The organism is Paenibacillus anaericanus, assembly GCF_003994475.1.
Lineage (GTDB): Bacteria > Bacillota > Bacilli > Paenibacillales > Paenibacillaceae > Fontibacillus > Fontibacillus anaericanus.
In genome coordinates this window covers 267,530-289,908 of sequence record NZ_RZNY01000001.1, presented here as the reverse complement: position 1 = coordinate 289,908, position 22,379 = coordinate 267,530, and the positions used below count along the sequence as shown (strand labels likewise).

The 22,379-nt window shown below is 45.2% G+C and carries 22 protein-coding genes; 16 read left to right on the top strand and 6 right to left on the bottom strand.

Annotation, left to right across the window (positions count from 1 at the left end; genetic code table 11):
- Window positions 1-99: 99 nt before the first annotated feature.
- On the bottom strand, window positions 100-1,224 hold the full coding sequence (locus EJP82_RS01495) for a YheC/YheD family endospore coat-associated protein (protein WP_127190233.1): 1,125 nt from the start codon (window positions 1,222-1,224) through the stop codon (window positions 100-102).
- Window positions 1,225-1,484: 260 nt separating this feature from the next.
- Here EJP82_RS01495 and EJP82_RS01490 point away from each other — a divergent pair, with 260 nt between their 5' ends.
- From EJP82_RS01490 to EJP82_RS27880, 15 genes are all read left to right on the top strand, one after another.
- Window positions 1,485-2,642 (top strand): glycosyltransferase family 4 protein, encoded by a 1,158-nt coding sequence (locus tag EJP82_RS01490; RefSeq protein ID WP_127190232.1) that lies wholly within the window; start codon window positions 1,485-1,487, stop codon window positions 2,640-2,642.
- A 100-nt stretch (window positions 2,643-2,742) separates the two neighbouring features.
- Window positions 2,743-4,155, top strand: coding sequence for a deoxyguanosinetriphosphate triphosphohydrolase family protein (locus EJP82_RS01485; protein ID WP_127190231.1), 1,413 nt, complete (start codon window positions 2,743-2,745; stop codon window positions 4,153-4,155).
- Between the two features lie 217 nt (window positions 4,156-4,372).
- Window positions 4,373-5,197, top strand: a complete 825-nt coding sequence (locus EJP82_RS01480; RefSeq protein WP_127190230.1) for a glycosyltransferase family 2 protein — start codon at window positions 4,373-4,375, stop codon at window positions 5,195-5,197.
- Complete coding sequence (locus EJP82_RS01475; RefSeq protein WP_246053942.1) at window positions 5,194-6,312, top strand: glycosyltransferase family 2 protein; 1,119 nt, start codon at window positions 5,194-5,196, stop codon at window positions 6,310-6,312. Before EJP82_RS01480 ends, EJP82_RS01475 begins: the two co-directional genes overlap by 4 nt.
- Window positions 6,309-7,055 carry a glycosyltransferase family 2 protein gene (locus tag EJP82_RS01470; RefSeq protein WP_127190229.1) on the top strand — a complete coding sequence of 249 codons (747 nt, stop codon included), beginning with the start codon at window positions 6,309-6,311 and terminating at the stop codon, window positions 7,053-7,055. The genes EJP82_RS01475 and EJP82_RS01470 overlap by 4 nt, the downstream gene beginning before the upstream one ends.
- A 27-nt stretch (window positions 7,056-7,082) precedes the next feature.
- The gene (locus EJP82_RS01465; RefSeq protein ID WP_127190228.1) at window positions 7,083-7,814 is read left to right on the top strand and encodes a sugar phosphate nucleotidyltransferase; all 732 of its coding nucleotides are present in this window, start codon (window positions 7,083-7,085) and stop codon (window positions 7,812-7,814) included.
- 61 nt (window positions 7,815-7,875) lie between these two features.
- Complete coding sequence (locus EJP82_RS01460) at window positions 7,876-8,973, top strand: GT-D fold domain-containing protein (protein WP_246053941.1); 1,098 nt, start codon at window positions 7,876-7,878, stop codon at window positions 8,971-8,973.
- A 9-nt stretch (window positions 8,974-8,982) separates the two neighbouring features.
- On the top strand, window positions 8,983-10,329 hold the full coding sequence (locus EJP82_RS01455; protein ID WP_246053940.1) for a glycosyltransferase family 2 protein: 1,347 nt from the start codon (window positions 8,983-8,985) through the stop codon (window positions 10,327-10,329).
- A 176-nt stretch (window positions 10,330-10,505) separates the two neighbouring features.
- A complete protein-coding gene (locus tag EJP82_RS01450) occupies window positions 10,506-10,793 on the top strand; it encodes a nucleoside-diphosphate sugar epimerase (protein WP_127190227.1) in 288 nt (95 codons plus the stop codon).
- Between the two features lie 24 nt (window positions 10,794-10,817).
- Complete coding sequence (locus tag EJP82_RS01445; protein WP_127190226.1) at window positions 10,818-11,156, top strand: alpha-helical endospore appendage domain-containing protein; 339 nt, start codon at window positions 10,818-10,820, stop codon at window positions 11,154-11,156.
- On the top strand, window positions 11,153-11,464 hold the full coding sequence (locus EJP82_RS01440; RefSeq protein ID WP_127190225.1) for a hypothetical protein: 312 nt from the start codon (window positions 11,153-11,155) through the stop codon (window positions 11,462-11,464). The genes EJP82_RS01445 and EJP82_RS01440 overlap by 4 nt, the downstream gene beginning before the upstream one ends.
- Window positions 11,461-11,823 carry a hypothetical protein gene (locus EJP82_RS01435; protein WP_127190224.1) on the top strand — a complete coding sequence of 121 codons (363 nt, stop codon included), beginning with the start codon at window positions 11,461-11,463 and terminating at the stop codon, window positions 11,821-11,823. The genes EJP82_RS01440 and EJP82_RS01435 overlap by 4 nt, the downstream gene beginning before the upstream one ends.
- A 198-nt stretch (window positions 11,824-12,021) precedes the next feature.
- A complete protein-coding gene (locus tag EJP82_RS01430) occupies window positions 12,022-13,113 on the top strand; it encodes a CgeB family protein (RefSeq protein ID WP_127190223.1) in 1,092 nt (363 codons plus the stop codon).
- A gap of 50 nt (window positions 13,114-13,163) precedes the next feature.
- The gene (locus tag EJP82_RS01425) at window positions 13,164-14,300 is read left to right on the top strand and encodes a CgeB family protein (RefSeq protein ID WP_127190222.1); all 1,137 of its coding nucleotides are present in this window, start codon (window positions 13,164-13,166) and stop codon (window positions 14,298-14,300) included.
- A gap of 226 nt (window positions 14,301-14,526) precedes the next feature.
- A complete protein-coding gene (locus EJP82_RS27880) occupies window positions 14,527-15,588 on the top strand; it encodes a YhcN/YlaJ family sporulation lipoprotein (protein WP_170220104.1) in 1,062 nt (353 codons plus the stop codon).
- Window positions 15,589-15,658: 70 nt separating this feature from the next.
- Here EJP82_RS27880 and nagA read toward each other — a convergent pair whose 3' ends face one another.
- Genes nagA through EJP82_RS01405 form a run of 3 tightly spaced genes read right to left on the bottom strand, consistent with a single transcriptional unit; the run spans window position 15,659 to window position 18,435 of the window.
- Window positions 15,659-16,840: an N-acetylglucosamine-6-phosphate deacetylase gene (nagA, locus tag EJP82_RS01415; protein WP_127190221.1), complete on the bottom strand. Its 1,182-nt coding sequence runs from the start codon at window positions 16,838-16,840 to the stop codon at window positions 15,659-15,661.
- Between the two features lies 1 nt (window position 16,841).
- Window positions 16,842-17,570, bottom strand: coding sequence for a glucosamine-6-phosphate deaminase (gene nagB / locus EJP82_RS01410; protein WP_127190220.1), 729 nt, complete (start codon window positions 17,568-17,570; stop codon window positions 16,842-16,844).
- A gap of 1 nt (window position 17,571) precedes the next feature.
- Window positions 17,572-18,435 (bottom strand): MurR/RpiR family transcriptional regulator, encoded by an 864-nt coding sequence (locus EJP82_RS01405; protein WP_127190219.1) that lies wholly within the window; start codon window positions 18,433-18,435, stop codon window positions 17,572-17,574.
- Window positions 18,436-18,627: 192 nt separating this feature from the next.
- On the opposite strand from EJP82_RS01405, the gene EJP82_RS01400 reads away from it, so the two are divergent.
- On the top strand, window positions 18,628-19,074 hold the full coding sequence (locus EJP82_RS01400; RefSeq protein WP_127190218.1) for a MarR family winged helix-turn-helix transcriptional regulator: 447 nt from the start codon (window positions 18,628-18,630) through the stop codon (window positions 19,072-19,074).
- Window positions 19,075-19,207: 133 nt separating this feature from the next.
- On the opposite strand, the gene EJP82_RS01395 is transcribed toward EJP82_RS01400, so the two are convergent.
- Window positions 19,208-21,022, bottom strand: a complete 1,815-nt coding sequence (locus EJP82_RS01395) for an FTR1 family protein (protein ID WP_246053939.1) — start codon at window positions 21,020-21,022, stop codon at window positions 19,208-19,210.
- 18 nt (window positions 21,023-21,040) lie between these two features.
- The gene (efeB, locus tag EJP82_RS01390) at window positions 21,041-22,378 is read right to left on the bottom strand and encodes an iron uptake transporter deferrochelatase/peroxidase subunit (protein ID WP_127190217.1); all 1,338 of its coding nucleotides are present in this window, start codon (window positions 22,376-22,378) and stop codon (window positions 21,041-21,043) included.
- Window position 22,379: the final 1 nt, after the last annotated feature.

Below are 22,379 nucleotides of genomic sequence, written 5' to 3'. Positions count from 1 at the left end.
GAACTTGGACTTTTTTTGCTATTTAAAAAAGGATCAAGGGCTAGATACAATGACTGGTGTTAAGCCTAAAAATGTCCTCACTATACTTTGATTCTGGCTCTAATTTGGGTTAGCTTTACGAGCGTATAACGCTGATACGGTAGGGTTATCAAGTAAATACCGAGCGAAGGCCATCGGTCTGCGGTAGGTGTCTTTCCAAGTTTCGTTCAGCTCAGCTTTACGAAATCCGTAACGTTGATCACGTCCGTTGCATTCAATAAAGTAAGGACGTCCGTCCATTGTGAGACCAATATCCATGCCGAGGTCACCGAGAAGAGGTAATTGAGAGGATAAATGGGTGGCAACAGCCAGGGCAAGTGTCTTGACATGGGTGATGACGGTTGGAACAATATGTGGCGCAAAGACTTCGGTTAACAGCAAATCTACAGGGAATGCTCTTCCCCCTTTGGCGATGTTGGAAATGAAGCTCCCTTTTGGGGCGACTTTGGCAAATAATCCTGTGACTGTCCATTGTCCGGTAATTCCTCGTTGTACAGTTATGCGGATATCCAAGGGCCGAGACTCATATTCCGCAAGCGGAATGCGCTCCTGGATAAGATAGGGAACGTGTATGAGTAAACGCCGAGTCCAGACTGGGAGTTCCTCGCGTCTTAGTCTGGTAGTAGTCCATCCGTTTTTGCCTGAACGTGAGGGATGAATAAGAAACCAGCCATCTTTGTCACGCTTCAATCTTAGGATGCCGTGTCCAACGGATCCGCGAATTGGCTTTAGGATGAGGTCGGGATAGCGGCTCATCATCAACCGTAGTGAAGATGACGAAGCGGAGGTGGAATTGGGTAAATACTGGCAGATATAAGGATCATTCCACAACAGGCGGTGTACGACATCTTTGCTGTATCGATTGTTGACGTTATAAATGATCTTCCCTTGAGAAATGATATTGCGTATTTTCTGATGTGCTGAACGGTCGGCGTACAGAGCTCGGTTGTGAATGACAGCCGGTGTGGGGATTACAGACTTAACGTAATCATAGCCGTTAAATTTATAAGCTACGCTTACGCCTTTTCTTACGTCTATATCCCCCAAGCGAAGAAAACAAGGAATGAATCCGTATGTTTGTGCTGCTTCCTCATAGTTAGATATCGACTCCTGGCCGGTTCTCCGCTGGGGTATCCCCCGGTACATGCTAGTATTAAGCAGAATACCGACATGGTCCTGCCCCATGGATCTCCCTCCTTCTGATTTGGCGTCTTATGTCTTGGTTCAATTTATGTTCGTCCGCGAAAAATGGAGTGGACGACTGCTATGCGTCAGCAGCCTGTTTTGGAATATTGACCCTTATTAGTGTACTCAGCATTACTGGAGGTTTTGATTCAGTCACATTTCCCGGGCTAACTTCGTATATTTGAGAATAACTATGAATGTCGGATTCAAGAGATCGTATAGCGTAGTAAGGTAATTGTTTGTTGAGGGAGGGGTGTCTTATGGGAGAAAGGCAAAAGGTTGCGGTAATTACTCCAGGGTCGTTTGTTATACCATCAGGGCGTAGCAGCTCAGTCGAACGGGTAATAGAGAAGATAGTTCCACTAGCGGCTGAACAATTACAGATCAGGATTTATGGTCTGGCAGATGGACATCTTCCGGCCTATGGATTACTTGGCAACGTACCTTGTTATCGATTAACAGGAGGTCGTCGGTATGTTGATTCTATTTTGCGTCATCTACGTAAATGGCTTCCAGATACGGTAGATGTGCATAATCGTCCGCAGCTTGCTTATCAATTAAAAGCACGACTTCCATTAGCTCGTGTGTTCTTGACGTTGCATTCTACTACATTCATTTCCTCATCTAGCCAACCGGGATCTCGGACACTTCCTATGTTGGAAAGCGTGGATGGTCTGATCGTAAATAGTAAATATTTAAAAGATGAGATTATGCGAAGGTTTCCTTCTTTAACAACGCCGATATCGGTAAATCCTTTAGGTGTTAGTTTAGAGGACTTTGTACCACGGTGGTCGTTATCTGGAGAATTACTACGTGAGGCGCGACTTGCCGACTTTGGTTGGAACAACCGGAAGATTGTCCTATTCATTGGTCGTCTGCTTCCATCCAAGGGTGTACATCATCTATTAGAGGTATTTCCTACTGTTCTAGAGAAAGAAAAGGATGCTATGTTGGTCATTGTGGGGAGTGCATTTTATGGAGTGAATCGGGAGAGTGACTATGTACGGAAGTTGAAAGTGTTAGCAGAGCCGTACAAGGATCGTGTTGTCTTTCTTCCGTATGTGCCATATCCAAGAGTGGCAGACTGGTATAATCTAGCTGATATATTGGTTGTACCCTCTGGAGGTGAGGAAGCCTTCGGTTTGGTCAATGTAGAGGCGATGGCTTCCGCAGTTCCCGTCGTGGCAACGGGGGTAGGTGGTATTCCTGAGATTGTGATGGATGGTGTTACGGGTGTGCTGTTATCACCAGAAAAGCTGGATCCCGGTCTTGGGGATAGTATCCTGCGTCTGCTGGAAAGTGAGGAAGAGCGCAGAAGTATGGGGAGAGCGGGGAGAGAGTTAGCCCGTATTCGGTTTCGTTGGGAGCATACGTCAGATCGATGGGTGTCTATAATGAAGAGAAACCCTAGTAATTGAAGTACAGGTTCTTATGTATTAACAAATGACTTGAATTCACAGATGAAGATGTATATTTTAAGATAAAGGAATATTTCAGATGATAGAGAGGGTGCGGTTTATGAACATAAGTGCATTGAGACAGCATCGTCAACATCCCGACAATATCGGACAAGAGACCGCGCGGGCTACTTATGAACGCGATTATTCGCGGCTCATCCATTCTCCTACCTTCCGGCGCCTACAAGGCAAGTCTCAAATATTTGGGGCAGGAACAGGAGACTATTACCGGACGCGGTTAACGCATTCGCTGGAGGTGGCACAGATCGCCAGAGAAGCGGCGAGGAGCTTACTCCGTTCTTATCCAGAGATAGAGACAGGACAAGCGCTCCATCCGGGGCTGATTATTGATCCTGAGGTGGTCGAGTGCGCTGCAATTTGTCATGATTTCGGTCATCCACCGTTTGGTCATAAAGGTGAAGAGGTGCTACAAGGAATTCTTGAGCGAGTGATTCAAGACAAGATAGCGAAGGCTTTAGGAGATGGGCGGCAGCATTCACTCGAAGAGGCACAGGCGATCCGAGAGAATATACAGCGTCAATATGAACATTTTGAAGGTAACGCCCATAACTTTCGGTTGATTATGTTCCTAGAGAAACGGGAAAATATCGATGGGCTTAACTTGTCTGATGCGGTCTTATTAGGAACAAATAAATATCCATTTCCCGGTACGCTGAATAAGAAAGGTGTATATTTACGTGAATGGGAATATATATCGCAAATTCGTCAAATATGGGGAATCCCAGAGGGTAAGAAGACTCTAGAAGCTCAACTAATGGATCTATGCGATGATATCGCCTATTCCTCTCATGATCTGGAGGATGGCATTAAGGCTGGAAAGATTGAGGTTCATGAACATTTTATGGAGGATCCTTATATTTGCCGATTGATTGTTGAGAAAATTAAGACATTGGAGGACGCAGTCTGGGAGGGTTGGCAGGAGGAAGCCATAGGTATTAAAGTACGGGAAGTGTTATCTTCATTCCTGCAAGTCTGGAAGGCCAAGTTGCCGACATGTGGCAATGATATTTCCCGGACAAGACGTGAAGTTAAAGCCTACTGGGTTAGCCTATTTGTTAACCATCTTGGAGTTGTTAGTGATGGTGATTGGAAGAAGGTGACCTTCGTGTCGGAAGGTCAGGAGAACGAGGATATGCTTCGTACCGTTAGCGTATTGAAAAGTTTTGCGTGGGTGACTATGATTTCTGATTTAAGGGTGCAGCGATTACAGAAGCGAAGTGCTTGGATAATTAAACGTCTGTGGGATGCATTTATTGATTCAGATTCTTCAAGATCGATTATTCCGAGCGATTGGTTGATGCGGTTTGAGCAAGATCAACGAAGTGAAAGACCGATGTGGACATGGGAGCATATGGTTGTCGACTATATCGCTGGAATGACGGATGCTTATGCAGAGAAAGTGTATAACGAGCTCTACGGCTTGAAGGTAGGCTCCATATATGATCTCGACTGATAACAGATGTAGGTAGATTAGAATAAGGTTCGTGTGGTTAATTAGTACCTGAAAAAAAGCTTGCGGAAAGAGAATCATTCTGCAAGCTTTTTTTATGTTGCCAGGGTTTGTTATTCAACGGTCTAGTGAGTATGTACGTTTGCCGTTACAATGCCTTGAAAGCGGCATACACTGTGGTATATGCTCCGGCACATATGGATATCTGGGAGGTGAAGGCATGATCAGAAAGCGCAAATCACGGAGACGTCTTAGCCGGAGAACCTTACTTCAAAAGCCGCGGATACGGCGTTTGTCCAATCATCCTAATCCTCTGGTCTCCATAATTATTCCAGCCATGAACGAAAGGGCTACGCTTCCGGCCGTCCTATATCAAGCGAGCCAGGTACATCCTTGTAGCGAGATTATTGTAGTAGCCAACGGTTCGACGGATGGAACGGCGGAGCTTGCTGCGAAGTGGGGAGCTAGGGTGATTTCCTTTACTGAGCCACTTGGTCATGATGTTGGCCGGCGTTTTGGTGCGGAAATATCCAAAGGAGAAGTACTGCTATTTATTGATGGAGACATGGTTATTCCCGCAAAAGAATTACGTCCGTTTGTGAATACGATAATATCTGGGGTTGATGTGGCTCTAAATGGGTATTCAGGGCCCGTGGAGAAGCAAAAGACTCACCCAGTCGTTCTGGCTAAGCATGTATTAAATGTTTTTTTATCTCGTTCTAATCTGAAAGGTGCCTCAATGACCGCTGTTCCCCATGCGTTAAGCCGCCGTGGTTTTGAGATCATCGGTTCTAAAGCGTTAGAGATTCCCCCTTTGGCTTACGCTATGGCAGTGAGTAGGGGACTGAATGTGCAAGTCGTTCATACAGTTCCCGTGGGTAAACTGAATCCAGTTCGGCAGAGAGTTGGTAAGGGGAAGCAGGATCCACTTGCTACGCTTGTCGCTGGAGATCACTTAGAAGCCCTTCATTGGCTGGTCAAGGAACATGGACAGCGAGGAGGATTCGGAGATCTTGGTCGCAAACGCGATAGAGTGAGGGGATGAGGAGGATTAGAAAAATTACTGTGAAGTCTTCACGAACGGGCAGAAAGGCTCGGTGGAGACCAAATAATCGTCGCAAAGTGAAGAAGGGAAAGAATCGGCTTCTTCGTTCTACGGTCCGCAGATCTGCTCCAATTGACAAGTTGTGGTGGATGGAGCAAAGAGCGATTAAGGCTGGCTTTATCGCTGCTTCTGATAAGGAAAGTAGTCATTTATCCTTGGAGAATATGCAAGAGTCGCTTAACGCTTGGTATGGTGATCATAATTCTGGGGATGCCTCTGTTTCTAGAGTATTGAGCCTTTCTCTGGCTTATCGCCGTGGATATGCGCTAGCTTCAAGAATTTCTGATATCGGAATTGCGCTCCCCCTGCAGGGGAAGGCATCGGTCGTTGTATCCATCTGTAATGAGGAACAGACGCTACCAGCTGTGTTATCCGAGCTCTGCAAACTGCCGCTGAAAGAGATTATTGTAGTACTTAATGGCTGTACAGACGGCAGCTTTGCTGCGATAGTGAGGGATCCCCGCATGATCCTAGTCCATATCCCTGAGCGGCTAGGTCACGATGTTTCGAGGGCACTCGGGAGCGCATTATCTTCAGGTGATATCGTTTTGTTTTGCGACGGGGATATGTCTCTGCCAGCTGAAGAGCTTGCAGCCTTTCTCATCGCAGTAGATTTGGGGGTAGATATTGCGTTGAATAATCTTACTCCGTATCTACCAACTTTCTCTGGTCAGGATGATGTTACACGTTGTAAGACATTCTTGAATCAGGCGCTGGGTAGGTCTGACCTGGGAGCGAATTCCCTGACAGCTGTACCGCATGCCTTATCCCGGAAGGCGATCGAAACACTTGGAACGGAGGCTCTCATTGTACCGCCCAAGGCGCAGGCACTTGCACTAGTACGCGGACTTAAGGTAAGCGCACCTTACTCGGTCAATGTAGTGCGAAATAATCGTATTCGCAGTGGAAATACAGGAGAGGGTAACTCTGTTGCAGGTTTGATCATCGGGGATCATGTGGAGGCATTTACCGAGGTTATGAAATCAGAAGGTAACCGATTGCGATTTGTGACATACTCTCGGAGCGAACTTGCGAAAGTGAGGAACGCAAGATGAGACAATTTGGACTGACTAGCATCATCATTCCGTCATATAACGGTCTTCATCTGCTTACAACTTGCATTGAGGCGATTCGCCATCACACATTAGAACCGATTGAAATTATCATAGTGGATAATGGATCGAGTGATGGGACAGCGGAGTATTGTCTAAGGGAGGGACTCATCCTGGTGTCACTCCCCCGAAACACTGGTTTTCCGATCGCGTGCAATAAAGGTCTTGCGATCGCTTCGGGGGATCAGTTGCTACTGCTGAATAATGACGTTATTGTCTCTCCTAGGTGGTTATCGAATATGCTTCTGGCCTTAGATAGTGCTGATGATGTAGGTATCGTTGGACCCGTAACGAATTATATCAGCGGTAGGCAGCAAGTGGAAGTTACATGGATTGGGATGGAAGGGTTTGTCGAGGTGGCAGAGCGATATAATGTCTCTGACCCAGTCAAATGGCAAGATGTACAGCGTATTGTAGGGATGTGTTTCCTTTTTAAGAGGAGTCTGCTAGGTAGTATTGGCATGTTGGATGAGCGATTCTCACCAGGTCATTATGAAGATGATGATTATTGTTACAGAGCTAGACAACAGGGATATCGGTTGCTGATTTCAGGGGATACCCTTGTATACCACGCTGGAAGCGCGAGCTTCAAAGTTAATTTTCCGGATGGATGGAACTCCTTGATGGAACGTAATCGGGAATTATTTATCGCGAAATGGGGAGTGAATCCCTTACAATTTATATAAATTGCAAACATTGGGGGGAGTTAGTTTATGAAAGGTGTGATTTTGGCAGGGGGCACTGGAACACGGTTATATCCGTTGACCCGATTAATCAATAAGCATCTGCTTCCTGTCGGGAGCCATCCCATGGTTTGTTACGGCATAGAACGGCTGCGTCAAGCGGGAGTCACCGACATTCTTATTATCATTGGGAAGCAATCTGCGGGATTATATACAGACTTTTTTGGCAGTGGTGAAAAATACGGTGTGAATCTTACCTATCGGGTACAAGAGACGGCAGGAGGAATCGCCGAGGCGCTTGAGCTTGCAGCAGGATTCATTCATCATAAGGAGAAATTTGTTGTTCTACTAGGCGATAATTTATTCCTAGACGATTTAACTCCATTTGTGGAGAAATTTAAACATCAACCTACTGGAAGTGCTAGGGTGCTATTGAAGTTAGTAGATGATCCACGGAGATATGGGGTTCCCGTATTTGACGCAGCACATCCACAGCTGATCGCGTATATCGAAGAGAAACCTAAGAAGCCAAAATCCAAATACTCCGTTACTGGGATCTACATGTATGACGATGCAGTGTTTGATAAGATAAAAGAAATCAGTCGTTCAGCGCGCGGAGAATTGGAAATAACGGATGTTAACAATCTTTACGCCCGAAGTGGCATGCTAGAATACAACGTACTGCAATTGTGGTGGGGAGATGCCGGTACATTTGATTCACTGCAAGAGGCTGGAATCCACATGAGAGGTGTGCTTCCATAAGTTAACTCTACCTGGACGTCGCATTGGCCTAGTAATTGCAAAACCGAAGGGAGGAGGTAGGATGGCGGGCTGGCGTAAGAAGGTTTCTAGATTGCGGAAGACTCGGAGAACCATGCGAGTGAGGCGGAGTCTTCATCCTGCCGCTCGGTCGAACAAACGATATGTGAAGAAACGGGCACGAACTAAAGTATTGAATAAAGGTGCTAAGGGTCCCGCAAGTCGTAGTATGCCATCTGAGGGAGTCATTTCCGAAAGTCTAAGTCAATCGGATTTGATAGAGAATGAGGATCTATCGTCAGAGGTCTTATTGACAGATGCACATATTGCCGCGGCGTATGAAGAGGGATACCGTCAGGGTTATTTTGAAGGCGGCGAGGCAAAGGTTGGACAATTAATTCCTCCTTTGATGATTCTACCTGAATTGACGGTGGACGACTTAATTGCGACAGGATATTTAGCCGTGGCTTCTACGCTGTTTCCGCTTATACCACCTGCAGCGGTATATGATGAGATGAAAACTGCTCTTGATCAACGGACACCACTTTCACTTATTCGTCTGGGGGACGGGGAACTTCTCACTCTTGCTCATGATATAGTGATTCCCACGGAACAAGCAGTACGTTGGGGATATTTCCTGCCTTATGCAGGAATAAATCTCCCCGACCCGCTTACACGTGAAGCTTTGGCGAATTCACTTCAAATAGCTGACTTGATAGGAGTACCGGAATCCAGACATCCATCCTACCAAGGATTGTTGTTTCCCATACTTCGACACTACGGAATTGATTATCGAAAGCTCCGTATGACCTCCTCTGTCGTGAATTATACATTGAATGAAGAAGGATTTCTTTCGAAGTTACTTGTGGGACGCAAGATACTGATTATTGGGAATGAAGCACCAGGATTGTCCATGTTACTTGAGCAACAGGGCTTCCAAATCTCTGGAATCATTCATCCAGTTCAAGGAGTAGCTGATGTCTCAAGGGTTATGGAACAAACTATAGGTATTGAATTCGACATTGCTCTGGTTGCTGCGGGGGTTGCTGCGGTGTTGATTTGCACACGAATCGCTAAGGAACAGGGAAAAGTATCGTTTGACCTCGGTCATTTGGCCAATAAACTGGAGAGCGGTGAAGTCAACCTAGAGACCCGCTTGTGAGGTGCAATCATGCCAATGAGAAGAAATAAAATCAAAATAAGGCAGAGTATCCCGAGAGGGACTTCAAGAAAGAGCAAGGTGAGTGGGGCTTCGGATTTTCAAAAGGGGTATGAGGCGGGATATACCCACGGTATCTTAAAGGGGAAACAATCCTATGGCTCTTTTTTTGAAGGAACAAGTATTATTATCCCTACCTTTAATCAGAAGGCACTGCTGCTACAGTGCATTGAAAGTATAGAAGCACATACTGCAATGCCGTATGAGATCATTGTGGTCGATAATGGTTCTGAGGATGGAACTGCAGAAGAACTAAGATCTCGGAGGTTATCCATTCGCCTAGCGGTACATTCTCAAAATCTGGGATTCGCTAGGGCAATTAATACCGGACTTATGATGGCGAAAGGTAGTACGATCGTTCTTCTTAACAATGATACTCTTGTCACTGAAGGCTGGTTGAGCAATATGTTACGTTGCCTAAACGATTGCCCGGAGGTTGCGGTTGTAGGGCCGGTAACGAATTATATAAGTGGTGAACAGCAGATAGATGTGCCTTACGGAGATATTGCTGGAATGTATGAGTTTGCGGCAACATATAACGCCTCTGACGAGCGGAAATGGTGGAATACAGACCGATTAGTAGGATTTTGTTTGTTGTTTGCTCGTAGTACCTTTGAAGGTGTGGGGTATCTCGATGAAGGCTACGAATTCGGCAATTTTGAAGATGATGATTGGATTGTAAGGCTGCGATTTCAAGGTAAAAAAATGAAAATTGCAGGGGACACTTTTATTCATCATTTTGGAAGTGTTACGATGAAAGGTCTCGGCAATGAGGGATTTAAAAAGGTGAATGGTCAAAATGAAAACTTTTTTACAGAAAAATGGGGAAATGTGTATGAAATACTTCAGCGACAGTCTGATCAAAATTGTTCAGAAGGGACGAAATCGTTAGATTTCTTTCCTACCCATATTTGGATTAGGGGATTAGGAGAAAGAGTTTATTGGCTCGAACACGGTGTGAAATATCCGATAGCTCATGGAGTTTTGAATGAAAATGAGAAGCATAGGGCAATAAGATTGTCCGTTATTGACTTGTTACAACTTCCAACTGGACCGCAGCGAAGTTCGGAAGAAGCGATATCTCCAACCTCTGCCTATGAAGGAGCAATATTCCGGGGGGCAGACGGCTGTATGTATCAAGTGGATCAAGGAAAACGACGTGAAATTGTTTCATCATATGCGATTCTGTCTTGGGGTCTGGTAGTCGGAGAGAATAGGGATTTGATAACTGAGGGTTCGAAACTTCCAATAGGTGTTCCTATTCTGCCAGCCCCACGGTTGAAATCAGAAGATTTATAATTTGCTCTGTTGTAAGTAACGCCATTGTCCGTTTTGGCATATGCTGAAGCAGGCGGGCACCAGGCTGGCCCTTGAACCCGTATTCTAGCACAATTCAAACCACAAGCTAATGCTTTCGAAGTAAGTATTGAGCAATCGAAGGTGTAACGCTCCCAAAACTTTTAGGAGGAATCAGAGTGGAGCAGAAAATTACGGAGATCATTGTTCATATGTCCCACTCCCACGGGCAGATGGCGCGGGTGATCGATGCTGAACGGCAAGTTGCTGTCCGTATGTCGCAAATCGTGAATGCCATACCTGATTCTACCCCTGGCTTTGATGGATCGGACGGAATTATTGAGAATGCGGGCCGTATCAACAAGAGTGTAATCTCATATTTAAATGCAATAGCTGATCTTCAAGAGGCGATGGCTGAGAATTTAGGTTACGTTATTAAAGAGATGAGAAGCCCGGATGAAGAATAAGCACACCAAAGCGGGGATGATGTCATGAGCAGGGAACAGGCGTATTTGAACATGCTAGGTGCCGCAGTCCAAATTCAATGGAATGTGGCCTTGATCCTGGAGGCGAAAGCGGTAGAAGCAGAAAAGGTACGTAACTGGATGCTGAATCATGTGCATGAGGGTTGCTTCGAGAACCATGAGAAGCAGTTATCAAATCCGCTCGATGTGCATGAGCAATTGGTAGAGGTGTTGGAAGGACTAACCAAACTTCAAAACGGATTGTGCAGCAACCTTAAGACGATACTTCCGCCAGAGGAGGAATCTAGCGATGGAGGTGGACTTGGCGGTCTGTTTGGTGGAGATTTGGGGGATTTCGACAAATGAGTGCGGATTTAATCAACAGGGAGGCGGCCAAACATAAACTGATCGATTCGATCGCTAAGAGTCAAACGGCGATGGCCCGAATTCTGAATAGTTTGGCCGACGTGTCGGATCATTCTAAGGAAACAGCTCGGCATTTAGCTTTAAATATTGAGACTCTAGCAAAATATCAAAACGCGATGGCACGAAGTGTGTGCGGGATATCCCTATATCGCGTTCACTATGGAACTCCTTCATCACCATGGATTACGAAATCATGTTACAAAGCAAACATTGCGCCCCAAGGAGTACAGGAGGATGTTAGGAAATGATAAAAGCTAAGGTCCGGCGTAGCCGTCGGTCGAAAATAAAAAGATCGAAAGGAACTTCACTTAGGAAGAGACGGAAGTTGTCTCTGAAACGGGGACGTAAGCTCACAGGTAAAAGACTTAAGAAAAAAGTTCTTAAGCTTCGTCGCCTTCGTAGGAGACGGCGGCTTAATCGTCGACCACTGCGGAAGGTCTCCCAAGTACCAGAACAGGTAGCCCAGGTAGCCCCTCTTCCTCTTGATGGGAATCCAGCCCCTTCATACCAGCATGCATATAATGAAGCATACCAGCATGGATTCAATTCGGGCTTTAATCAAGGGCTTGAAGACGGCCACAAGCTCGCTTACCAAGCGATGGTTTAATTAAGTAATTTGAATAGCGAATCTCTATCCGGTACAAATCGGGATGGGGATTCGTTTTTTGCTTATAGATTTGCTTGCCTTAGTTATTAGCCTTCAAAGGCGTTAGCCAATTTATGAACCTACGGGGTAGTCGTCTATGATGAACACGCCCCCTCCGCATATATTTATATGGACCTAGGAAATCCACACACAGATGGGATGAATGCGTTGAAGAAAATAAAGGAGAGGAAAATCAACTCCGCTGATGATCACAAGGCTGGATACTATGAGGGGTACCGTTATGGTGGTTGCCAGGCCGTTCTGTCACGCATTTCGCACTCCTCACCTTCTATTCGTAATCTGCGTGTTATTTATGTGACGCAAGGGTTCGAGGGAATTGATGGGGGAGTGTCGGCGGCCCTCGGGAAGCTAGTAAATGTCTGTATTGTTGTTTCTCCAGAATCGATGCTACAGGAGGTAACCAATCATCGACCTGATCTCGTGCTGGTCATGAACGCACTGCATGTATTTCCCCCGGATCATGCGGAGCAGATTAGACAAATCAAGGAGATGGGGATTCGTACAGCCGTATGGTTTGTTGATGATCCTTACTTTAGCGATGATACGGCCTCGCTGTCATTGCAATACGATACGGTGTTTACCCATGAATTGGAAAGTGTAGATTTTTATCAGAAGATAGGGTGTGCCCAGGTTCATTATTTACCACTTGCTTCAAATCAGGAGATGTTTCGTCCTATTCATGTAGCTCCTGAATATCATTATGATGTTTGTTTTATCGGAAATGCATTTTGGAACCGAGTGGAACTGTTTAGGCAACTTGCACCGTTCCTGGAGGACAAGAAAGTATTGATTGCTGGGGGACATTGGGATCGACTGGAGCATTGTGGGAAGTTATCCCGCTGTATAAGACATGGTTGGATTCCTGTGGAGGAAACAGTGTCTTATTATAATGGCGCCAAGATCGCCATTAATATGCATCGCCCTACCACAGCGGGAATGGATAATCGGAACGGAGTTAACTTAACCGGAAGGTCCATTAATCCCCGAACTTACGAAATCAGCGGATGTGGTACGCTTCAAATTACGGATATCCGGGAGGATCTGACTGCGTATTATCGTCCGGGATACGACATCGAGACATTCAAAGATGCAGCGGAGCTTCAAAGCAAGATTGATTATTATCTGAACCATGAGGAAGAGCGGCAAAGAATAGCTTGGCGTTCGCTGTGGACAACACATCAGTATCACACTTATATTGACCGGTTAGGTCGTTTGCTGGATATGATTTGATTTTGATTCACTAATCGATATGCAGCAAAATAAAAACAAGGAGTGACAGTATGGTCAATTCAGAAAGAATAGGGACTAAGGCCCCCTATCATGGGTATGAAATTAACGATCCCAGACATGCAGGATGGGACGCTGGCCTAAGTGATGGATTTAATGAAGGTTATTTACGTGGTAGAGCTAATGCCATTATGAGTCAGCCTAGAACTCCTTGGCAGATACGCAATATTAAAGTACTGTATGCTGGTTCAGGTAAAGGACTTCCATATTCACCAATTGATGAAGCGGTCATTGCTACACTTCGGACCATGGTCGCAGAACTGGCTGTTTCGGAAGTCGGCCAATCGCTTCCAGACCTCGCTGCTACGCTTCACCCCGACTTGGTTCTGGTATTGGATGGTATGGAGTTACCTGTAGAACAAATAGATGCGGTCCGCGCTATGGGGATAAGAACCGCAGTTTGGCTCACGGATGATCCTTACTACACGGATTTAACTGTTCGGATGGTAACGCATTTCGACTATGTATTCACCTTGGAACGTAATTGCATTGATTTGTATCGGGCAGCTGGTGCAAATAATGTCCACTATCTACCATTTGCTGCCCATCCTGAACATTTTCGACCAACCTTGGTCCAGTCACAAATCAGAAGAGATGTTAGCTTTATAGGCTCTGCCTATTGGAATAGAGTTAACTTCCTTCAGCCCATTATAGGAGAGCTTATGAACAAAGGTCTACACATTAATGGAATTTGGTGGGACCGTCTTCCTGAGTATGGGTCTTATCCAGATCGGATCGAGATAGGTAAATGGATGGGGCCGAATGAAACCGCAGAAGTATACAGTGGGACAAAGATCATGTTGAACTTGCATCGCTCCCCCCTTGATGAATCGGTTAACCAAAATAATAGTGGTATCATGGCAGTTTCTCCAAATCCACGGACCTTTGAAATTTCTGCCTGTGGAACACTCCAATTGGTTGATGCGCGCGAAGACTTAGCTTCGTTCTATATACCAGGTCAGGAAATTGAAACATTTAATACTGCGGATGAATTGTTAGATAAAGTGAATTATTACTTAACGCATGAGAAGGAAAGAAGGGAAATTGCACTAGGAGGATTAGCAAGAACTTACCGTGATCATACGTACGGGAATCGAATCGATGAGCTCCTTCGCCATATCTTTGGGTAAATCCAAAAGGTATTACTTCTATAATATGTTGTAATTGATTTGAACTTACCTTCACTAAACAACAAGCCGACAACCCTACTGGGATGTCGGCTTGTTATTATTTTTCTTGATAATACGGTTCAAATAATTACAACAGGTACGGTTAAATCTACCTGCATATTGGTTTGAACAACAGCGCAGTCTAAGACATGTTAATCATAAAATTAATCGACAAGGGGATGACTACATGCGAGGAGCTAAAATGATTCGCTTATCATTGTCAGCAGCATTAATCGCGGGAATGGTCGGATTGACTGGCTGCGGAGGTACAACAGATAACACCGCAATGCATACCAAGAGTGTACGAAATCATACTGCCCGGAATTATAATACAAATTCACTGAATCATGGGAGTCGTCTAAATAGTTATCAGAATAACAAAATGAACAATATGAAGCATAGCCCAACTTTGAGCAACAAAGTTGCTCAACTTCCAGACGTTCAGACTGCCCATGTTATCGTGAGGGATAATGATGCTTATGTAGCCCTTACACTGCATAATCAAACAGGTCAAACAGGTCAAACAGGTCAAACAGGGACTTCTAAGCTAGGAACGCTTAGTACTGGCATGAGAAATAACATGGGTACTAGCATGGGAACCAACAGGGGAACCAATTTGGGTACAAGTAATGTCGGCGGTCCTTACGGAGCGGATTATGGAACACGGGGCGCGGGAGATAATGGGCTGAGTAGAATAAACGGAAGATCTGGAAGCCTCATGGATATGGGTCGGGGGGCAATATTTGGTGATAATAACAGAAGCGGAATAAATACAGGTAGAACTACAAACTACGGCACAAATAATGGTATGAATTACGGCACGGGGACTTACAACGGTACAGGCACATATAACGGCACAGGGACATATGGTACAGGCACATATGGTACAGGCACATATGGTACCTATGGAACGAGCACAGGTACTGGAACAACATTGAATAATTCGGGAACAGTAGTAGATAACGTGCCTCAGAACGTGAAGAATGAGGTTTCTCGTGTGGTGAAAAATGCCGATTCAAAAATCCGTAACGTATATGTTTCAAATCATCCTGATTTTGTGAGCGGCGTTGGAGGTTATGTGACGAAATCACGTGGCGGGATGATGGTTAACGAAGCAGTAGTTGATTTCGAGGAGTTAGTTCAGCATATCTTCCCCTCCCGTATGGGAACAATGCCTGGACCGAGCGGATATACACCAACACCAACCCAAAGAAATGGTGTTAATGGGGTTAATGGTGTAACTCGTTAGATTCAATTTATATCAAACAATGGCAGGTCAAGATGGTATCCTTGACCTGCCATTGTTTTTCTAATTTAAATTAATTTTGGAACAAACGTCCCTTAACCCAAACATCTTGGAGATTTAAATCAGGATCTACGAGAAGTAAATCGGCTTGTTTACCTGTTTCAATTGAACCGGTATGCTGATCGATTCGGATCAGCTTGGCTGGATTTAAGCTTGCTGCTTCTGAAGCTCGTTCTACAGAGAGACCGATCTCTTGAACCAGGTGACGGAATCCACGAATCATGGTTAGCGTGCTTCCGGCTAACGTTGCTTCATTTTCTTTTAGAGTACATACATTATCTTTCACCACGACAGGCAGATCGCCGAGCATATACTCACCGTTGCCAAGTCCTGCAGCGGACATGGCGTCTGTGATAAGGATGAGATTGTGATCCGTCTTCACACTGGCGAGCAGTTGGATCCCCGCCTTATGGACGTGAATACCATCAGCGATGATTTCTGCACTCAAGGCAGGGTTACTAAGTAGTGCACCGGCTGTGCCTGGTTTACGATGATGAAGGGGTGTCATCGCGTTGAACATGTGAACCGCATGATGTAATCCAACCTCAGCGGCAGCCATAATTTCTTCATACGTGGCATCGGTATGTCCCGCTGCTGCGACGATTCCTTTTTTGCGTAAATAGCGAATTAATTCATGTGCACCTTCGCGTTCCGGTGCAAAGGTTACTTGTTTGATGAGACCCGGATACTGTGTCTCCCAAGCCTCAACCCACTCCCGATTTGGTGGAACAATGTGGACAGGATTTTGAGATCCAGGCCATTTTGGACTAATAAATGGACCTTCTAAATGAACGCCAACCAACTGTGCATAAGGCATGTCATTGTGAATGTAGGTGTTAACCTGTTCTAAGATCTCGTCGATGACTTCCTTAGGCATTGTCATGGATGTTGCCAACATGGAGGTCGTTCCTTGGCTGCAGTGTAGCTTGGTTATTGCGTCAAAACCTTCTTGGCTAGGTACGGAGAAATCCTCGAGCATACCTCCATGAACGTGAACATCTATAAATCCAGGAAGCACGTAGCTCCCTTTGGCATCAATGATTTTGGAAGAATTAGCGGAGTCAGATGGAGCTCCTGCCGCTGATCCAACATAAGTGATGATGCCTTTCTCTACTTGTACCGCACCATCATGAATAATTCCTCTTGGTGTAACGACCTCGGCGTGAACAATAGTGAAATTTCGATCTGAGTTCATGTTATAAGAGCCTCCCAGCGGCTTGATCAACTAGTACTACGACATTGGCATGAGTTTGGAGGAATGAAGCCGGACATTTAGTAGTCAGAGGACCTTTAAGCGCTGTAGCAAGTATTTCAGCTTTGTCAGCACCTTTAGCCATCAGTAAAATTTGTTTTGCTTTGAGAATGGAACCAATCCCCATCGTAATAGCATGGGTCGGAACTTCATCAATGGAGTTGAAGAAACGAGCGTTGGCATTACGCGTTACCTCGTCGAGGGTTACGATATGTGTTGGTCCTTGTAATTCTTCAGCAGGCTCATTAAATCCGATATGTCCATTATGTCCAAGGCCAAGTAACTGAAGATCGATAAGACCCGCGTCCTCCAGTAGACGGTTATAGTCGTCAGCAGCCTGTTCAAGATTCTCAGCATTACCAGATGGGACATGAGTGTTCTGCTTTTGAATATCAATGTGATCGAACAGTTTCTCATTCATGAAGCGTCTGTAACTCTCCGGATGGTTGTCAGGTAGACCGATATACTCATCTAAGTTATAGCTTTGTGCGTCTTTGAAGCTAACCAGACCTTCGTTATAAAGCTCGATCAATCTTTTGTAAACTCCAACGGGTGTACTACCCGTCGCTAGACCAAGATTTGCACGTGGGTTAATCTGTAACAAGCTAGCGATGAGGCTTGCTCCGGTTTCATTAAATTGTTGTTCATTGTTTACTTTAATAATATTTAACATATTATGACCCTCCAGTAGTTTTACGATATGTTTGAACATTCTGATAGGACGCTTCAAGTTTGGGGATGAAATCTTTAAAATTCATACTAACCATTCCTGTAAATAAAATATCGATGACATGAAGTTGGGCAATTCGGGAAGTCATATCCCCTCTGCGCATTCCTTCTTCCAAAGAAGATGAGAATAACGATATATCGGCTAGCGAAGCAAGTGTGCTATTCCCGTACTTTGTTAGTGAAATCGTAATGGCCCCGCTGTCTTTGGCACACTTTAGGGCATCGATTGTCTCCGGTGTCTCTCCCGAATATGAGATGGCTAGCGCGACATCGTTATTACCAAGCCCCGAGGCTGAGGTAATCTGCATATGCGAATCAGCAAAGGCAGTACAGTTCTTGCCAATACGGATAAGCTTTTGATAGAAATCCTGAGCGATTACGGATGAGGTAGCTACACCATACAAATCGATACGTTTGGCATGACAGAGTTTCTCTACGGCTAACTGGAGTTGATTCATATCCAAAAGACGGGTGGTATCCGTTATTGACGCCAGATGGTTCGCCTCCATGGCTTGAACGATCTTATGAAGATCATTGCCAGCGATAATATCCTGATACTGGTTGTCTAACGGTTTATTGGCAATCTCACTGGCTAACTTCATTTTGAAATCCGGGAATCCTTTGAAATGAAAACTTTTGCAGAAGCGCGTAACGGTAGAGGGGCTGATTTGGCAAGTGCTTGCCAATTCTGTAATACCAGTATGAATAACGGAAGATGGAGATTTTAAAATATGCTCACCAAGCCTACGTTCCTGTGGTGGTAAGGTGTCAAGAGAACTGAAGATCGCGTGAAGTATAGGGGTAAGCATAAACGATTCACCCGCTTTCATGAGATTTTCCCAAGAAAATAATTTCTAATATAAAATAAATATTTATGAAAATAATTTCGATACCATCATAATAATTTATTCCACATACGAAATCAAGTGACATGTTTCTTGTTTTTTCGATGGAGGCATACTAAACTGGTATTAAGCTTACTAACGTAGAGGAGGAATAGCATGGATCCGAATCTCGATCAATATGTAGACCGCTTAATGTCAGCTTGGTCTAAAACTTTCAAGAAAATGCATGCCGAGATTATGCATCATCGTGAACTTGGTTTAACGGGGCCTCAGTACCATATGCTCTCCATAATTTCCAAAGAGAAGTCATGTAATGTTACATATTTATCGGAGATGCTCGAAGTCAAACCGAGTGCAATTACTGTGATGATCGACCGGCTTGTTCAAAGTGGATATGTTGATCGCCGTCATGATGAACAGGATCGGCGTGCAGTGATTCTGTCTGCTACAGAAGACGGTGAGAAGATATTAGAGAAGGCGAAGATCAGATCCAGAACAGTTTTAAAGTCTTATTTATCTCTCGTAGAGCAGAATGAACTAGATGTGTTAATCTCTACTATAGAGAAATTTGCTCAGGTGGATAGGTCGCGTGACATCACATGATTTTTGATACTGAGAGAATAATCGATTGAAGCAATTTAATAAGGAGCTATCCCTTTAGTAGATAATTCTACTTTTTGGGATAGCTCCTTATTTTTTTACCTTCGGAAGGCCAGCTATAAATTATAAATTGAAATTAACTGCGCCCGCGGATGGCATTACTGGATGAGGTGTTAGGTTTACTTTTCTCCCTTCCGACATAAAGTCGGACAAGAACGAATAGCAGTAGGGCTAGTTGCGCAGCAGTGGTCTCCCACGTTGGGAACGCACCTAACCAGCTTACCGATGGAAGCCAGGACTTGCTATGAGCAGGAAGTATTCCTGATATCTGTAGTGAATGAATACTTTCTCCCGTGAAGCGAATAACTAAGTAGTAGATAAGCAGAGTTGCGGTCAGCATGAATGGGCGAATCGGTAGCTTGACGCTAAACCGGATGATGCAGAAGCCAAGGATAATGAGCGCTAATAAAGCTCCAGTGATCCCAATTATGAATTGCATCGGTTCAATAGATGGTGCCATACCAATGTAGAACACGGCTGTCTCTGCACCTTCTCGTATAATAGCAAGACCAGACAAAGCAAATAGGGACCAAAGACTACCACGTTGTAATGCGCCACCGACATGTTTCGAAAGGTAGTTATTCCATGCCTGTGTACTGGATTTGCTATGAAGCCAATGCCCTACAGTCAACATCATTAGGACAGCTAGTAGTCCGACAAACCCTTCAATAAGTTCACGTGTGCTGCCTGAGGTTGATTGTGAGAACACATAGGTAAGTACGGCGGCCAGTACACCACTTAGTAGTAACCCTGTGCCCGCTCCTGCCCAAACATAGCTACGGGCGGTTCTGTTGTTTGCTCGCTTTACAAAGGCGAGTAAAGCTGCCAGTACTAGGATGGCCTCTAGTCCCTCACGAAGTAGTATGAGGGCTGCATCCCAAGCCGAATAGGCAGTACGCTCTGCCAGAGGCTCTAAATTGTTCAGTATTTTACTGATCAATTCTTGTGCCTTAGTCAAATCCGGTGGAGTGGATACGAGGTAGCTTTGTGCTTCAGTCATTTTATTCTCAGTATCTGTATAAATGGTAGCAGAGGATATGGACACCTCGCCCTCAACGGATGGCCAGAGTGTAATAAATTCACTCATTTGGCTACTAGCACCGGCTACATCCTGCAACTGGATAGCTTGATTGGCATCGCGTAATAAAATTAATGCGTCGGCCAGTGACGTCCCTCCCGCCTCTAGTGAGGACGAAGCAGCTGAATCATCAAGCTTACCGTCTATATAATTTTGAAGTAGGCTCAGCATAGATTTCAGTTCACTAATAGCTTGATCTGTTTTGGGAGGCTCAGCCTGAAGCGAGATACGAATTAGACTCATATGCCGTTCTACGTCGCTATAAACACCGAAATGACCACTGCGGATCGGTCCTTCTATTTTATGCCACTTATTCAGAATTTCCTTGTAACGGGACTGTGCTGTTGAGGCGTCGATCTGCTCCTGCTCCAAAGGACTTAGTGTATTCTCCGCCATGCCCTGCAATAGCTGAGCAGCATCCTTTCCTGATGGAGTTTCGGCCTTTTCTGTATTGGCCTCGACATATGTATTTACCGTTTTAGCCAAGGCAGATAGTGAGGAATTCGCTTCCTCCTGGTTCTGAAGCCCGATAGCCTCTTTAGCTTTGTCTAGATGTCCTTTGATTTCTTCAGCCGTATCCACAGTTATGGGTGTTTGGACACCATTCCATAAGGTCTCGAATTGAAGTAGTTCTGTGGATGCCTCTTCCCAGTTCTTCGCTCCTGCTTCGACAAGTGCTCCTCCTACAAGGGGGAGGAGGTTGGTTAAGGAGCCATCACTTTCTTCAGCCGAGAGTTTAGGCGCTGGAAACATCATTACTATTAATAAAAGGGCCAGTAAACAGGTAGCTAATTTAAATATGGGGCGTGACAAGATACAGCACTTCCTTCCTTAGAAAAGTGTCTCCCCGATATACCCCCCTTGGCGTGTGCCAGGGAAACAGGCAAATACGGCGCTTCCGACATGAACGATATATTCATTAAGTTTGTCACTAGCCGCTAAAATTTGCTGCATCGCAACAAACTGTTTCTGAAGATCTCTTTGGTAACTGATGAAGAACAGCCCAGCGTCTAGTTGTCCTGTTTTGGTATCAATTCCGCTACTGTAAGAATAGGCTCTTCGTAGTATTTTGGTGTCCCCACTCATATTGGCTAAACGTGAATGAGAATTCATCGGAAGAATCGGTTGACCGGAAGGATGTTTTGCCTCTAAATCAAGCGGGGCGAATTCATCTTTGGAACCTAGCGGAGCGCCAGAATCACGATGGCGACCAAAGGTTATTTCTTGATCACTCAGCGACGAGCGATCCCATATTTCCACGCGCATGCGGATACGTCGAGCGGCCATATAACTGCCCCCTTTCATCCAATCCTGCGCATCTCCAGACTGAACCCAGACGATTTCATCCATCGCTTTTGGATCTTGTGTATCCGGATTACCAGTTCCATCTTTAAATCCCATTAGATTGCGGGGCGTTCCGCCAGACGGATCTGCTGTACCACTTCGCTGGAATCCTTCTTGAGTCCACCTAAGCACGGCTGTCCCGCGAGCGATTCGGGCTAGATTGCGAATCGCATGGAAGGCAACTTGTAAATCGTCAGCACAAACTTGAATACCAATATCCCCACCGCACCACTTTGGTTGCAACGCATCTCCACGAAATAGAGGGAGATCTTTGAAAGAGGCCGGTCGTTTACTCGCCAGTCCAAAACGTTCATCGAAGAAGGAAGGACTAACTCCAAATGTAATGGTCATCTTAGAAGGAGAAAGACCTGCCGCCTCTCCGGTATCGGAGGGGGGCAGGTTAAGACTACTGTTACTATTGCCGATAAGGTCACCAGTGATCATGACAGCTGCAGCTTCGGTCCATGCTTGGAATAATTTCCTTACTTCAGCAAGGGAGGTCGTCTTTAGATCAAATGAAGCGAAGCAAAGGAAGTTCTGGGCGGGTGTGATAATCCCAGCCTGATGTTGACCATAGAATGACACGCTGTCGCTAGCTGAGAAGTTATTCGTTTTGCTTTTGTTCGTACTCTTGGAGAGTGTATCTGTTGCGGCAAGAATGCCACCAACACCGCCGGCTCCAAGTAGTAAGCCGAGGCTACCAGCCCCGGCTAGCTTTAAGATATCCCTGCGACTAATTGTTTTATCCAGCAAGGAGTCTCGCGGGGAAGTTGCCTTCGCATCATTACGCTCAGTGTTTCCATCAATCGATCCTAAATCACTCATG

What these genes read in the sequence shown, in the direction of transcription:
- EJP82_RS01495 (WP_127190233.1), bottom strand. Translation starts at nt 1,224, where the DNA reads ATGGGGCAGGACCATGTCGGTATTCTGCTTAATACTAGCATGTACCGG.
- EJP82_RS01490 (WP_127190232.1), top strand. Translation starts at nt 1,485, where the DNA reads ATGGGAGAAAGGCAAAAGGTTGCGGTAATTACTCCAGGGTCGTTTGTT.
- EJP82_RS01485 (WP_127190231.1), top strand. Translation starts at nt 2,743, where the DNA reads ATGAACATAAGTGCATTGAGACAGCATCGTCAACATCCCGACAATATC.
- EJP82_RS01480 (WP_127190230.1), top strand. Translation starts at nt 4,373, where the DNA reads ATGATCAGAAAGCGCAAATCACGGAGACGTCTTAGCCGGAGAACCTTA.
- EJP82_RS01475 (WP_246053942.1), top strand. Translation starts at nt 5,194, where the DNA reads ATGAGGAGGATTAGAAAAATTACTGTGAAGTCTTCACGAACGGGCAGA.
- EJP82_RS01470 (WP_127190229.1), top strand. Translation starts at nt 6,309, where the DNA reads ATGAGACAATTTGGACTGACTAGCATCATCATTCCGTCATATAACGGT.
- EJP82_RS01465 (WP_127190228.1), top strand. Translation starts at nt 7,083, where the DNA reads ATGAAAGGTGTGATTTTGGCAGGGGGCACTGGAACACGGTTATATCCG.
- EJP82_RS01460 (WP_246053941.1), top strand. Translation starts at nt 7,876, where the DNA reads ATGGCGGGCTGGCGTAAGAAGGTTTCTAGATTGCGGAAGACTCGGAGA.
- EJP82_RS01455 (WP_246053940.1), top strand. Translation starts at nt 8,983, where the DNA reads ATGCCAATGAGAAGAAATAAAATCAAAATAAGGCAGAGTATCCCGAGA.
- EJP82_RS01445 (WP_127190226.1), top strand. Translation starts at nt 10,818, where the DNA reads ATGAGCAGGGAACAGGCGTATTTGAACATGCTAGGTGCCGCAGTCCAA.
- EJP82_RS01440 (WP_127190225.1), top strand. Translation starts at nt 11,153, where the DNA reads ATGAGTGCGGATTTAATCAACAGGGAGGCGGCCAAACATAAACTGATC.
- EJP82_RS01435 (WP_127190224.1), top strand. Translation starts at nt 11,461, where the DNA reads ATGATAAAAGCTAAGGTCCGGCGTAGCCGTCGGTCGAAAATAAAAAGA.
- EJP82_RS01430 (WP_127190223.1), top strand. Translation starts at nt 12,022, where the DNA reads ATGAATGCGTTGAAGAAAATAAAGGAGAGGAAAATCAACTCCGCTGAT.
- EJP82_RS01425 (WP_127190222.1), top strand. Translation starts at nt 13,164, where the DNA reads ATGGTCAATTCAGAAAGAATAGGGACTAAGGCCCCCTATCATGGGTAT.
- EJP82_RS27880 (WP_170220104.1), top strand. Translation starts at nt 14,527, where the DNA reads ATGCGAGGAGCTAAAATGATTCGCTTATCATTGTCAGCAGCATTAATC.
- nagA (WP_127190221.1), bottom strand. Translation starts at nt 16,840, where the DNA reads ATGAACTCAGATCGAAATTTCACTATTGTTCACGCCGAGGTCGTTACA.
- nagB (WP_127190220.1), bottom strand. Translation starts at nt 17,570, where the DNA reads ATGTTAAATATTATTAAAGTAAACAATGAACAACAATTTAATGAAACC.
- EJP82_RS01405 (WP_127190219.1), bottom strand. Translation starts at nt 18,435, where the DNA reads ATGCTTACCCCTATACTTCACGCGATCTTCAGTTCTCTTGACACCTTA.
- EJP82_RS01400 (WP_127190218.1), top strand. Translation starts at nt 18,628, where the DNA reads ATGGATCCGAATCTCGATCAATATGTAGACCGCTTAATGTCAGCTTGG.
- efeB (WP_127190217.1), bottom strand. Translation starts at nt 22,378, where the DNA reads ATGAGTGATTTAGGATCGATTGATGGAAACACTGAGCGTAATGATGCG.